This is a genomic window from Vallicoccus soli, from assembly GCF_003594885.1.
GTDB lineage: Bacteria > Actinomycetota > Actinomycetes > Motilibacterales > Motilibacteraceae > Vallicoccus > Vallicoccus soli.
Genome location: NZ_QZEZ01000013.1, coordinates 1 through 12,933, shown reverse-complemented (window position 1 = coordinate 12,933; position 12,933 = coordinate 1). Strand labels below are relative to the sequence as shown.

11 protein-coding genes and 2 pseudogenes are annotated in these 12,933 nt (G+C 78.9%); 4 read left to right on the top strand and 9 right to left on the bottom strand.

All coding sequences use genetic code 11. The features are described 5' to 3' along the window. Positions 1-18 precede the first annotated feature (18 nt). The 4 genes and pseudogenes from D5H78_RS18475 to D5H78_RS18460 form a co-directional block, all read right to left on the bottom strand. Positions 19-1,761, bottom strand: coding sequence for a hypothetical protein (locus D5H78_RS18475; protein WP_119951987.1), 1,743 nt, complete (start codon positions 1,759-1,761; stop codon positions 19-21). A gap of 324 nt (positions 1,762-2,085) precedes the next feature. Then, positions 2,086-2,646, bottom strand: a pseudogene (gene shbA, locus D5H78_RS18470) (RNA polymerase sigma factor ShbA); the annotation flags it as partial. Positions 2,647-2,749: 103 nt separating this feature from the next. Continuing rightward, positions 2,750-3,355, bottom strand: coding sequence for a response regulator transcription factor (locus tag D5H78_RS18465; RefSeq protein ID WP_119951985.1), 606 nt, complete (start codon positions 3,353-3,355; stop codon positions 2,750-2,752). A gap of 133 nt (positions 3,356-3,488) precedes the next feature. Next, positions 3,489-4,514, bottom strand: a complete 1,026-nt coding sequence (locus tag D5H78_RS18460; RefSeq protein WP_119951984.1) for a MerR family transcriptional regulator — start codon at positions 4,512-4,514, stop codon at positions 3,489-3,491. A gap of 229 nt (positions 4,515-4,743) precedes the next feature. Here D5H78_RS18460 and D5H78_RS18455 point away from each other — a divergent pair, with 229 nt between their 5' ends. Beyond that, positions 4,744-5,037, top strand: a complete 294-nt coding sequence (locus D5H78_RS18455) for a WhiB family transcriptional regulator (RefSeq protein ID WP_119951983.1) — start codon at positions 4,744-4,746, stop codon at positions 5,035-5,037. Between the two features lie 98 nt (positions 5,038-5,135). Here D5H78_RS18455 and groL read toward each other — a convergent pair whose 3' ends face one another. Then, positions 5,136-6,770, bottom strand: coding sequence for a chaperonin GroEL (gene groL / locus D5H78_RS18450; protein ID WP_119951982.1), 1,635 nt, complete (start codon positions 6,768-6,770; stop codon positions 5,136-5,138). 146 nt (positions 6,771-6,916) lie between these two features. Beyond that, positions 6,917-7,213, bottom strand: coding sequence for a co-chaperone GroES (groES, locus tag D5H78_RS18445; protein WP_119951981.1), 297 nt, complete (start codon positions 7,211-7,213; stop codon positions 6,917-6,919). Between the two features lie 199 nt (positions 7,214-7,412). Here groES and D5H78_RS18440 point away from each other — a divergent pair, with 199 nt between their 5' ends. Continuing rightward, positions 7,413-8,585, top strand: a complete 1,173-nt coding sequence (locus tag D5H78_RS18440; protein WP_119952015.1) for a class I SAM-dependent methyltransferase — start codon at positions 7,413-7,415, stop codon at positions 8,583-8,585. Between the two features lie 29 nt (positions 8,586-8,614). Then, positions 8,615-9,127 carry a metallophosphoesterase family protein gene (locus tag D5H78_RS18435; RefSeq protein WP_119951980.1) on the top strand — a complete coding sequence of 171 codons (513 nt, stop codon included), beginning with the start codon at positions 8,615-8,617 and terminating at the stop codon, positions 9,125-9,127. A gap of 10 nt (positions 9,128-9,137) precedes the next feature. Here the strand turns inward: D5H78_RS18435 and D5H78_RS18430 are convergent, their stop codons facing one another. From D5H78_RS18430 to D5H78_RS18420, 3 genes are read right to left on the bottom strand one after another with little or no spacing between them, the layout of a single operon-like run. Then, positions 9,138-9,965, bottom strand: coding sequence for a ribokinase (locus D5H78_RS18430; RefSeq protein WP_119951979.1), 828 nt, complete (start codon positions 9,963-9,965; stop codon positions 9,138-9,140). Then, positions 9,953-10,918 (bottom strand): nucleoside hydrolase, encoded by a 966-nt coding sequence (locus tag D5H78_RS18425; RefSeq protein ID WP_119951978.1) that lies wholly within the window; start codon positions 10,916-10,918, stop codon positions 9,953-9,955. Before D5H78_RS18425 ends, D5H78_RS18430 begins: the two co-directional genes overlap by 13 nt. Before the next feature lie 25 nt (positions 10,919-10,943). Beyond that, positions 10,944-12,500, bottom strand: a complete 1,557-nt coding sequence (locus tag D5H78_RS18420; RefSeq protein ID WP_119951977.1) for an alkaline phosphatase D family protein — start codon at positions 12,498-12,500, stop codon at positions 10,944-10,946. Between the two features lie 232 nt (positions 12,501-12,732). Between D5H78_RS18420 and D5H78_RS19880 the strand changes: the two are divergent. Further along, positions 12,733-12,933: pseudogene (locus D5H78_RS19880) on the top strand (alkaline phosphatase D family protein); the annotation flags it as partial.

Below are 12,933 nucleotides of genomic sequence, written 5' to 3'. Positions count from 1 at the left end.
GGGCGGGGGAGGCCCGCGTCACGCCCCGGGCGCGTCGGCAGCGTCGGCAGCGTCGGCAGCACCCCCGGGGCCGGGTACGCCGGCGCCGGTGCCGTCCAGGGCCTGCGCTGCGGGAGCGTCGGCGGGCGCCGCCTCGGCGGGCGCCGCGGGCTGCACCGGGGACTGCGCCAGCGGCTGCACCGGGGGCTGCACCGGGGGCTGCACCGACGCGCCGTCGCGCGGCGGGGCCGGCGCGGCGCCGCCGCCCTGCTCCCCCGCGCCCTGGGTCCCCTCGCCCTGGGTCCCGCCGCCCGAGCCGCCGCCCGAGCCGCCCGTCCCGCCGGTGCCGCCACCGGACTGGCCGCCCGTCCCCTGGTCGGTGCCCGGCTGCCCACCAGTGCCGGGCTGACCCCCCGTGCCGCTGCCCGCGCCGGGCTGCCCGCCCGTGCCGCTGCCCTCGCCGGGCTGGCCGCCGGTCCCGGGCTGACCGCCCGTGCCGGGGTCGGTCCCGGTGCCGCCGCCCGTGCTGCCGCCGCCCGTGCTGCCGCCGCCCGTGCTGCCGCCGCCCGTGCTGCCGCCGCCCGTGCTGCCGCCGCCCGCGGGCTCGCCGCCGGTCGGCGGGGGCGTCGCCCCGCCCGGCGCACCGGCGACCGGGCCGGGCTGCGCCGAGGGGTCGGTGGACGGCTGCGTCGGCGCCGTGGGCTGCCCGCCACCGGTCGGCGTGGGGGCGGGCGCCACCGCCCCGTCGGGCGCGCCGGACGACGGGGCGCCGCCCTGGCCCGTACCGACCGGGACCTCGTCCGGCGGGGCCGCGGGTGCGGCCGGCCCGGTGACGGCCGGGGCGCCGGCCAGGCCCGGCACGGGTCCCTGCCCGCGGACGACGACGGACTGCACGCCCCCGAGCCACTCCTCGAGCCGCAGGCGCTCGGGGCCCGGCAGGCGCTCCAGCACGCCGGCGAGGTCGACGCCGAGCTCGCGGGCGCGCTCGGCCGCCTCCCGCAGCTGCCCGCGGCGCAGCAGCTCCTCGATCTCGCGCAGCGCCCGCTCGACCCGGGGGCGCGCGTCCTCGGGCACCGGGGCGGTGGACAGGGTGGCGAGCACGTCCGCGCGCGCGGGCGGGTCCAGCGGGAGGGCCGCCGCCGCGGCGGCTCCGCCGGCGAGGGCGGCGGCGTCCGCGGGCGCCACGGGGGCGGCCTGCTCGGCGGGAGGGGCCCCGCGCTCGAGCGTCACCGAGCGCACGTAGTCGACCGTGCCGGCGAGCGCCCGCGTGTACGGCGCGAGCGGGTCGCCGCCGACGGCCGCGGCCACGCCGGAGACGGACAGCAGGCCGGCGACGAGGGCACCGCCCGCGACGCCGCGGCGGGTGCGCCGGGCGGGGCCGCGGGCGGCGGCGCCGCGGCGCAGGGGGCGCCGCACGGGTGCGGTCCCCGGCGGGGCCGACGTCGCGTCCACCGGCGCGGCCGGGGATGCGCCGCCCGGCGCGGCCGGGGACCCGGTGCCGGCGCCGGAGGCGCCGGCGCCGAGCGGCGCCGAGCCGTCCGGCGGCCCGGGTTGGGCGGGGACGGCGCGCAGCGGGGCGACGAGCGACGCGGCCCCGGGGAGCACGAGGGCGTCGGGCGCCTCGTCCACATCACGGGCGAGGGCCGCGAGCAGCGCCATCGCCGGGTCGGCGGCGAGCGCCGCGGCCAGGTCCTGGTCGGGGTCGGGCCCGGGTGCGCGCACGCCGGCGGTCGCGACGTCCTCGACCGCGACGTCCTCGACCGCGGCGTCCTCGACGCGCACCGCGTCGTCGGCGCCGGCCGGGGCGGGGTGGGCGGGGGCCGCCGTCGGACGGCCCGGGCGCGGCGGCGCCGCCCTGCGCGGGCACGGCCACGGCGGGCCCGGCCACGGCGGGCCCGGCCAGGCCGGCGCGGAGCAGCTCGACGAGCGCGTCGTCCGCGGCGACCGCGCGCAGGTCGGCGGGGCCCTCGGGCGCGCTCACCGCGACCCCCTCCCCCGGCGGCGGCGCAGCGGCGCGGTGGTGGTCGCGGCGGGCACGGGCAGGGCGGGCGCCGCGGCGGCGACGGGCGCTCCGGCGCGCTCCTCGGCCTCGAGCGCGGCGGCGTCCTCGCGCTGGGCGACGGTGCGCAGCTTGGCCAGGGCGCGGTGCTGCGCGACGCGCACCGCGCCGGGGGTCATGCCCAGGGCGCGCCCGGTCTCCTCGGCGCTGAGCCCGACGACGACGCGCAGCAGGAGGAGCTCGCGCTGGGCGTCGGGGAGGTGCTCGAGCAGGGCGCGGGCCCGGTCGGCCTCGCTGCGGCGCAGCGCGACCTCCTCCGGCCCGGCGGCCTCGTCGGGGGCGTCCGGCGGCTCCGCGGTCGCGAGGGGCGCGCGGGCGGCGGCGCGGTGCACGTCGGCGACCTTGTGCGCGGCGATGCCGTACACGAAGGACTCGAACGGCCGACCCTCGTCGCGGTAGCGAGGAAGGGCGTTGACCACGGCGAGACAGACCTCCTGGGCCGCGTCGTCGGCGGCGTGATCGGCGCCGGGCACCCGCGCGAGGCGGGCCCGGCAGTAGCGAAGGACCATGCGGCGGACGTCGACGAGCAGGAGCTCCATCGCCCGGGCGTCCCCCCCGGTCGCCCGGGTGGCGAGCTCCTGCAAGCCGACGGCCGTCGCCCCCTCCATCGCGCTGGAGAGGTCCTCCGTTACGGCCCGTGAGGCCAGCTGGTCGGTCACGGACGGCCCGCGTCCCGAGGGGGCGCGGGCCGACCGCCACCGGCCGCCGGGGTCACCGCACCAGCCCCCACCGGAAGCCGATGGCCACGGCGTGGGCGCGGTCGCTGGCACCGACCTTGCGGAACAGGCGGCGGGCGTGGGTCTTGACGGTGTCCTCGGAGAGGTAGAGCTCGCGGCCGATCTCCGCGTTGCTCTGGCCCTTGGCCATCCCCTCGAGCACCTGCTGCTCGCGCTCGGACAGCGCGGGGGCCCCGCCGGCGGCACCGCCGCGGGCGGCGGCGCGGCGCGCGTCCCCCGCGGTGAGCACGTACGACAGCGCCGCGGCGAGCTCCTCGCTGGACGAGTCCTTGACGAGGTAGCCGGACGCGCCGGCCTTGACGGCGCGGGCGACGCCGTCGACGTCCTCGCCCATGGTCAGCATGACGACGCGGGCGTCCGGGTGCAGCGCGAGCAGCCGGCGGGTCGCCTCCACGCCCCCGAGCCCGGGCATCCGGACGTCCATGAGGGTCACGTCCGGGCGCTCGGCCGCCCAGCGGCTGAGGGCCTCTTCTCCGCTCGACGCCTCCACCACGCGGTCGACGCCGGGCACGGCGGCCACGGCGTGGCGCAGCGCCTCGCGGGCGAGGTTGGAGTCGTCGCAGACGAGCACGGTCGGCATGGTACTGGCGCCACCTTCGGTCGGGGTCTCTCCCGGACCATCGGCAGGACCCGCTCCGGACGTGAGCGCCTCGTGCACGACCGGTCGCCGCGCGCTGCCCGAGGGGGCCGTACGGGGCGCGCGGCCCCCGTCCTCACCCGCCGGTGGCGCGGACGAGGACGTCGACGGCGTGCTCGAGCCCCTCGGCGACCACGTCCGCCGGGGTCGCGGCCCGGTCCCAGCCCGGACCGCCCGCGACGACGACGGCGGGCGGGCGCAGCACCGGCAGGCCGGACAGCACGGCGGGGTCGGCGGTGGCGGGCATCTGCGCCCAGACGAACACCGCGGCGGGCCCGGAGCGGCGCACCGCCGCGACGAGCGCGTCGGCGGGGACGCGGGCGCCGAGCAGCCGCGCCCCGACCCCGCGCTCGGCGAGGGCGGCGGCGAGGACGTGCACCGGCAGCACGTGCTGGTCCTCGGGAGCGCAGGAGAGCAGCACCGGGCGGGCGTTGCGCGGGCTGGCCAGCCCCAGGGACACGCCGCGCATCGCGGCCATGACGCACTCGCTGAGCAGGTGCTCGACCTCGATGCCCTGGCCGCTGGCGCTCCAGCGCTCGCCGACGCCGACGAGGACCGGCACGAGCAGCTCGTCCCAGGTCTGCACGACCCCCGACCGCTCGAGGGCGGCCGTGACGATCTGCAGGCACGCGTGGCTGTCCAGCGCCATGGCGGCCCGGGCGAGCCCCCGGGCGGGCGGCGAGCCGTCGGGCAGGGCGAGCACCCGCCCGCCGCCGGGCGCTCGACGGCCCGCGGCGGCCTCCGGGGCCTCGGCACCGGCCTGCGCGAGCACGCCGGCGGCCGCGGCGGCGGGCGCGGGCGCGGCCTCGAGCGGCACGCCGCCGAGGGTGCCGCCGGCCCCCTCCGGGGCGGCCAGGGCGATGCGCGCCGCCTCGGCCGGCGCCACCCCCTCGTGGGTGAGGCGGCGCATGAGCGACAGCCGCTGCAGGTCGCTCGCGGTGTAGCGGCGGTGGGCGCCGGCGGTGTGCGCGCTGGGCCCGAGGCCGTAGCGGCGGTCCCACGTGCGCAGCGTCGCCGGGGCGACCCCGAGCCTGCGCGCGACGGCGGCCACCGTGAGCGCTGGACCCTGCAGGTCGCCGCCGTCGTCCACGGGGCTCGCCATGGCGACGATTGTCCTCGCAAGCCCCCCGCGCGCCAGCCGACCCCGGGGCACGGCGCGCCGCCCCCGCCCGGCCCCGCGGCGGGGGTTGGGCGGGCCCCGGAGCGGGTACGCAGCGCGCCACCTCGGCGGGGCGCGGCCGGTGTCGTCGCCCAGATCACGGCCCGGAGGGCTTGAACAACCTTTGGCGCGGTACTAGGTTCGTACCACCGTCAGAGGAAGGGCACCTGCCATGGCTGAGATCTCACGGCTCCCCGGTCCGAACGCCGACCTGTGGGACTGGCAGCTGCAGGGCGCCTGCCGCGGCGAGGACCCCGACACCTTCTTCCACCCGGAGGGCGAGCGCGGGCCCAGCCGGCGCAACCGGGAGGCGCGCGCCAAGGCCGTGTGCGCCCGCTGCCCGGTGCTCGCCCAGTGCGCGGCGCACGCCCTGGCCGTGCGCGAGCCGTACGGCGTGTGGGGCGGCATGAGCGAGGACGACCGCGAGCGGATCCTCGCCGCGCGCCGCCTCGCCCCCGCGAGCTGACCCGGCCCCACCGCCCGGCGACACCACCGCCCCCGGACGCCACGAGGCGCCCCTCCCGCGACGGGAGGGGCGCCTCGTGCGTACCGGGGGTGCGGCCGTCAGTGGCTGTGGCCGTGCCCGTGGGAGTGGCCGTGCCCGTGGCCGTCGCCCGCGGGCTCCTGGACCTTCTTCTCCACGACGAGCGCCTCGGTGGTGAGCACGAGCCCGGCGATGGAGCCCGCGTTCTGCAGCGCCGAGCGGGTCACCTTGACCGGGTCGAGCACGCCGCGCGCGACGAGGTCGCCGTACTCGCCCGTGGCCGCGTCCAGGCCGCTGCCGACCGGCAGGTCCTGCACCCTGGCCACCACGACGTAGCCCTCGAGCCCGGCGTTCTCGGCGATCCAGCGCAGCGGCTGCACGGCGGCGCGGCGCACGATGGCCACGCCCGTCGCCTCGTCGCCGGTGAGGCCGAGGTCGCCGTCGAGCGCGGAGACCGCGTGCACCAGGGCGGTGCCGCCGCCGGCGACGATGCCCTCCTCGATCGCCGCGCGGGTCGCGGAGACCGCGTCCTCGAGGCGGTGCTTCTTCTCCTTGAGCTCGACCTCGGTGGCCGCGCCGACGCGGATGACGCAGACGCCGCCGGAGAGCTTCGCGAGGCGCTCCTGGAGCTTCTCGCGGTCCCAGTCGGAGTCGGTGCGCTCGATCTCGCTCTTGATCTGCGCGACCCGGCCCTCGACCTCGTCCTTGGTGCCGGCGCCGTCGACGATCGTCGTGTCGCCGGCGGTGACGGTGACCCGGCGGGCGCTGCCGAGCACCTCGAGCCCGACCTGGTCGAGCTTGAGGCCGACCTCGGGGCTGACGACCTGGCCGCCGGTGAGCACGGCCATGTCCTGCAGCATCGCCTTGCGGCGGTCGCCGAAGCCGGGGGCCTTGACCGCGACGCCGGTGAAGAGGCCGCGGATCTTGTTGACGACGAGCGTCGACAGCGCCTCGCCCTCGACGTCCTCGGCCACGAGGAGCAGCGGCTTGCCGGTCTGCACGACCTTCTCGAGCAGCGGGAGCAGCTCGGCGACCGAGGAGACCTTGCCCGCGACGAGCAGGACGTACGGGTCCTCGAGGACCGCCTCCATCCGCTCCTGGTCGGTGACCATGTAGGGCGAGACGTAGCCCTTGTCGAACTGCATGCCCTCGGTGAAGTCGAGGTCGAGGGTCAGGCCCTGCGACTCCTCCACCGTGATGACGCCGTCCTTGCCGACCTTGTCGAACGCGTCGGCGATGAGCGCGCCGATCTCCTGCGACTGCGCGGAGATGGCGGCCACCTGGGCGACCTCGTCCTTGCCGTCGACGTCGCGCGCGACCTCGCGCAGGCGCTCGGAGACCGCCTCGACGGCCTTCTCGATGCCGCGCTTGAGGGCCATCGGCTGCGCGCCGGCGGCGACGTTGCGCAGGCCCTCGCGCACGAGGCCCTGGGCGAGGACGGTCGCGGTCGTGGTGCCGTCGCCCGCGACGTCGTTCGTCTTGGTCGCGACCTCCTTGACCAGCTGGGCGCCGAGGTCCTCGTACGCGTCCTGGAGCTCGATCTCGCGGGCGATGGTGACGCCGTCGTTGGTGATCGTGGGGGCGCCGAACTTCTTGTCGATGACGACGTTGCGCCCACGGGGGCCGAGCGTCACCTTGACGGCGTCGGCGAGCGCGTCGACGCCGCGCTCGAGGGCGCGGCGCGCGCCCTCCTCGAACTGCAGGGTCTTGGCCATGCGGCTAGCTGCTCCGTTCCATGGGTTCGTGGCCCACCCCCGGACGACGAGCGCCCCGGTCGGCCCGGTGGTCGTGCGTCGGGCCGCCGGGGCGGTGTCGCACGTCGGGGACGTGCGGGTGCCGGCGCCTCAGGCGCCGGCGGGGGTCACTTCTCGACGACCGCGAGGACGTCGCGCGCGGAGAGGATGAGGTACTCCTCGCCGTCGTACTTGACCTCGGTGCCGCCGTACTTGCTGTAGACGACGGTGTCGCCGACCTTGACGTCGACCGCGACGCGGTTGCCGTTGTCGTCGACGCGGCCCGGGCCGACCGCGAGGACCTTGCCCTCCTGGGGCTTCTCCTTCGCGGTGTCCGGGATCACGAGACCGGACGCCGTGGTCTGCTCGGCGTCGAGCGTCTGGACCAGGATCCGGTCCTCGAGCGGCTTGATGGAGACCGACACGTCTGCTGCCTCCCCTGTGCGGGATGTCGCTGTGGCTTGGGGCGGGGCTCTGCCGGCCGTCGTCGCGGGTGCCGGACGGCGTCGCCACCTTGGCGCTCCCGGGCCGGGAGTGCCAGGTCCGAAGGTAGTCCGCCGGTTAGCACTCGGTCAACCGGAGTGCCAGGGACGCGACGTCGGGCAGGATCGCGGGGTGCCCGGGATGACGCTCGCCGACGTCGACGCGCTGCGCTCCCCCGCCGGCCGGGCCCTGCTCGCGGCGCTGCAGGGGTACGACGAGCGCGCCGCCCTCGCGCTCGGCGAGCGGCTGCGCCGCGAGCACCCGGCCCCGCTCGTCGCGGCGGCGATGACCCAGGCCCGGCTGCGGGCGCGGGCCGCCCCCCGGCTGGGGCCGGCCGCGGCCTCGATGCTCCTCACCCCCGACGGGCTGGAGCAGGCCACGCGCGCGGAGGTCGCGGCGCGGCGCGCGCGGCGCTTCGTCGACGCCGGCGTGCGCGACGTCGTGGACCTGTGCTGCGGCGTCGGCGGCGACCTGCTGCCGCTCGCCGCGGCGGGCCTCGACGTGCTCGGCGTCGACCGCGACCCGGTGGCCTGCGCGCTGGCCGCCGCGAACGCCGAGGCCCTGGGCCTGGCGGCGCGCGCGCGGGTCCTCGCCGCGGACGTGACCGCGGTGGACGTCCGGGCGCACGGGGGCGCCTTCTGCGACCCGGCGCGCCGGGCCGGGGGCCGGCGCGTCATGGCCCCCGAGGGCTGGTCGCCGCCGTGGTCCTGGGTGGAGGGGGTGCTCGCCGCGTCGCCGGCGGCCGGCGCGAAGGTGGCGCCGGGCGTCCCGCGCGACCTCGCCCCGCCCGGCGCGGAGGTCGAGTGGGTCTCGGTCGACGGCGACGTCGTGGAGGCCGCCGTCTGGGCGGGCGCCCTCGCCTCCGGGGTGCGCCACCGCGCCACGCTGCTGCCCTCGGGCGCGACGGTCACCGGCAGCGGCGCGGAGGAGCCGCCACCGGTGGGGCCGGTGCGCCGCTTCCTCTACGAGCCCGACGGCGCCGTGGTGCGCGCGGGCCTCGTGTCCGCCGTGGTGGCGGCCGTCGACGGGTCGCTGCTCGACCCGACCATCGCGTACGTGGCCGCCGACGGCCTCGTCCCCACGCCGCTCGCGCGGCCGTACGAGGTCCTCGAGGCCCTGCCCTTCCAGCTCAAGCGGCTGCGCGCGGCGCTGCGCGCCCGCGACGTCGGCACGGTGGTGGTGAAGAAGCGCGGCTCCGCCCTCGAGCCGGAGCAGCTGCGCCGCCAGCTCCGGCTCACCGGCTCGGGGACCGCCACCGTCGTGCTGACCCGGGTCGCCGGGGAGCCCTGGGCGCTCGTCGCCCGCCCCGCCTGAGCGGCGCGCGGCGCGGGTAGGACGCCCCCGTGCGCCTCCTGCTGCTCGCCGACACCCACCTGCCCCGGCGCGCCCGGGACCTGCCCGACGAGGTGTGGCGCGCGGTCGACGACGCCGACGTCGTCGTGCACGCCGGGGACTGGGTGTCGCTCGACGCGTGGGAGCGGCTGTCCGCGCGGGCCCGGCGGCTGGTCGGCGTGGTCGGCAACAACGACGGGCCCGAGCTGCGGGCGGTCATGCCGGAGGTGGCCCGGGCCGAGCTGGCGGGCGTCCGGCTCGCGGTGGTGCACGAGACGGGGGCGGCCAAGGGGCGCGAGGAGCGGGCGGCCGCCGCCTACCCGGACGTGGACGTGCTCGTCTTCGGCCACTCCCACATCCCGTGGGACTCCGTGGCCCCGGGCGGCCTGCGGCTGCTCAACCCCGGCTCCCCGACGGACCGGCGGCGCCAGCCGCGCTGCACCTACGCCACGGCCGTCGCGGCCGACGGCGCGCTGCGGGACGTGGCGCTGCACGAGCTCCCCCTGCGCACCGGGCGCGGGTAGGCGCGCGGGCTCAGTCGAGGAGCCAGTCCTGCGCCCCGTCGTGCGTGGCCGCGCGGGCGCCGGCCGCCACGCCCCGCTCGAGCGCGGCGGCCTCGTCGAGCCCGTCCGCGAGCGCGGCCGCGACGGCGCCGGCCAGGGCGTCGCCCGCCCCCGTCGTGTCGACGACGTCGACCCGCAGCGCGTCGCGGTGCAGGTCCACGCGTGGAGCGCGCCAGCGGGCGCCCCGGGCACCCAGCGTGGTGATGAGCGGGCCGTCCCAGCCGCCGAGCGAGCGCGCCTCGTCCTCGTTCGCGACGACGAGGTCGACGTGGTCGAGCAGGGACGGCCCGAGGGCGGTCACGGGCGACGGGTTGAGCAGCACCCGCGTGCCGGCCCCGCGGGCCAGCCGGGCGGCCGCCTCGACCGCCGGGAGCGGCACCTCGAGCTGCAGCAGCAGGACGTCGGCCTCGCGCACGACGTCCGCGCAGTCCTCGACGTCGTCGGGGGTGAGCTCGCCGTTGGCGCCGGCGGCGATGACGATGGTGTTCTCGCCGCTGCCGTCCACGACGATGAGCGCGTGCCCGGTCGGCGTGCCGCGCGTGCGGCGCACCCGCGAGACGTCGACGTCCTCGCGCCGCAGGCCGATGAGGTACGACGACCCGGCCGCGTCGTCGCCCACCCGGCCGACGAGCGTCGTGCGGGCCCCGGCGCGCGCGGCCGCCAGGGCCTGGTTGGCGCCCTTGCCTCCGGGCCGGTGCTCCAGGCCCTCGCCGCGCACGGTCTCGCCCGGGCGCGGGTGGCGCTCGACCCCGGTGACGAGGTCGACGTTGAGGCTGCCGACGACGGCTACGCGGCCCACGACGGCACCCCCGTCACCGCGTCGAGGAACAGCCGGCGGTAGCGGTCGGCGTCGACCTGCAGGGCGACGTCGACCGGCGGCCCGGGCGGCCCGAGCGGGTCGGCGGCGCGGTCGTGCGGCGCCCTGCGGTCCACGACGGTCTGCCCGCGCGTCCAGCGCCCGGCCAGCTCCACGCGCACCGGCAGCCGCTCGGTCCGCAGCCCGCCCGGGTCGAGCGCGGCGGCCACCGCCCCCGCGTCGCCCAGCGTGCCGCTCACCCCGCCCAGGCGGGCGACCTGGTGCCGCACGAGGCGCCCGGCGAGCGCGGCGGCCGGCTCGCCCGACGCGGCGAGCGCGTCCGCCTCGGCCGCGGTGAGCGCGACCTCGTAGAAGACGTCGAGGCCGTAGAGGGTGACCGGCAGCCCCGCCCCGAGGACGACCTCCGCCGCCTCGGGGTCGTGCCAGACGTTGAACTCCGCGGCGGCGGTGGCGTTGCCGCCGGTCGCCGCGCCGCCCATGACGACGACCCGGGCGAGGCGGGGCCCCACCTCCGGGTGCGAGCGCAGGAGCAGCGCGACGTTCGTGAGGGGCGCGAGCGCCACGAGCGTCACCGGCTCGGGGGCGTCGAGGACCGCGCGCCGCAGCAGCTCGACGGCGTGCACGCCCTCGGCGCGGCGGTGCGAGCGGGGCAGCCCGAGGTCGCCCAGCCCGTCCTCGCCGTGCACGTGCCGGGCCTCGCGGGCCGGCTCCACGAGCGGGCGGTCGGCGCCGCGGGCGACGGGGACGTCCCCCGCCCCCGCGGCGTCGAGCACGCGCAGCGTGTTGGCCACCACCTGGTCGACGCCGACGTTGCCGGCGACGCACGACACCGCCCGCAGGTCGAGGCCGGGGTGCCGCGCGGCGAGGAGCAGGGCGAGCGCGTCGTCGACGCCGGTGTCGACGTCGAGCACGACGGGGAGCGGTCGGTCGGCCACGCCCCGATCCTCGCACCGCGGGGGCTCAGGCGGGGCGCAGGGTCTTCCGGTAGCGGACCGAGCCGTCGATCCCGCGCAGGCTGACCGTCATGCTGCGGTCCGACGCGTCGACGTCGACCTCGCCGAAGAACTGGTAGCCCTGCGCGGGCGACGTCCCCGCGGCAGGGGGCGCCTCGACGAAGACGGCGCGCGGGCCGAAGGTCGGGTCCAGCGCGTTCGGGCCGAAGGCGCCGGCGTTGAGCGGCCCCGAGACGAACTCCCAGAACGGCGTGAAGTCCTGGAAGGCCGCGCGGTCGGGCGAGTAGTGGTGCGCCGCGGTGTAGTGCACGTCGGCGGTCAGCCACACCACGTTCTCCACGCCGCGGCGGTGCAGGGTGCGCAGCAGCCGCGCGACCTCGCTCTCCCGCCCGCGCGGGCGCCCGCCGAGGCCCTGCGCGACGCCCTCCTGCGCGGTCTCCCCGTCGGGCACGACGAGGCCGATGGGCAGGTCGGCGGCCATCACCTTCCACACCGCGCGGGAAGCGCTTGCCTCCCGCTCGAGCCACGCCAGCTGCTCGGCGCCCAGCACCTGCCCGCGGCGCTCGTCGTTGGCGTCGTTGGCGTCCTTCTGCGAGCGCATGTCGAGGACGAAGACGTCGAGCAGGGGGCCGTACGAGAGCTTGCGGTAGACCCGCCCGCGCTCGCCCTCGACGCGCGGCGCGATCGGCAGGTACTCGTGGAACGCCCGCTTGCCGCGGGCGGCGAGCACGTCGACCCGGCGCTCGGTGTAGCGGTCGTCCTCGAGCACCTCGCCGGGGTACCAGTTGTTGGTGACCTCGTGGTCGTCCCACTGGACGATGGCCGGCACCTGGGCGTTGAAGGCGCGGTACGCCTCGTCGAGCAGGTTGTAGCGCCACTGGCCGCGGTACTCGTCGAGCGTCTCGGCGACCTTCGACTTCTCCGGCGTGACGATGTTGCGCCAGGTCGTCCCGTCGGGCAGCGCGACGCTCTCCTGCAGCGGCCCGTCGGCGTAGACGGTGTCGCCGCTGAAGAGGAAGACGTCGGGGTCGCGCCGGCGCATGGCGTCGAAGATGCGGTAGCCGCCGCGGGACGGGTCGATGCCCCAGCCCTGCCCGGCGAGGTCGCCGGACCAGACGAGGCGCACGTCCTGGGCGCGGGTCGGCGCGGTGCGGAAGGCGCCGGCCTCGGCGGGCCCCGACAGGTGGGTGTCGAGGTCGCTGAACCAGGTGCGGTAGTGCAGCTGCGTGCCGGAGGGCAGCCCGGTGAGCCGTACCTTGCCGGTGCCGTCGGTGGCCGGGGTGACCACGGGGCCGCGCACCACCCGGGCCCGGCGGAACGACGGGTCGCGCCCGACCTCGACCCACATGCGCGCCGGGCGGTCCGAGCGGGCCCAGACGATGCCCGAGCGGGCGGTCACGTCGCCGCTCTGCACGCCCGAGGTCAGCAGGGGCCGCCCGGCGCGCAGCAGGCCGGGTGCGCTGCCGGCGCGGGGGGCTGCGGACGCGGGTCCGCCCAGCAGGGCGGCGCCGCCGAGGGCGAGGCCCCCGGCGAGCAGGCTGCGGCGGCCGAGGTAGGTGGTCATGGCGGCGGCTCCGTCGGGCGTGCGTCGGCGGGTGGGGGCGCCGTCACGCTGCCGCCGCGGGCCCGCGCGGTCCACCACGGGCGGGTGGCGGGCCGGTGAACGCCCGGCGCCCGGCGCGGGGGCGCGAGCCGTACGCCCCCGGTCCACCTGCGCGACACCCGCCCGCGGCCTGCGGTTGCGGGCGGTGCGCCACGGTACGGGCCGTCCCGTCCCCCCTCCGGTGGAGCCCGCGATGCCGCAGCCCGTCCCGTCCGTCCCCTCCCCGACCGGCGCCCTGTCCCGTCGCGGCCTCCTGGTCGCCGGTGCCGGCGCCGCCGGCGCGGCCGCGCTGGGCGCCGGTGCCTCCACGCCCGCCACAGCCGCTGCTGCTGGTGCGCGTTCGCGGCGGCTGGTCGGTGACCCGTTCACCCTCGGGGTGGCCTCCGGGGACCCC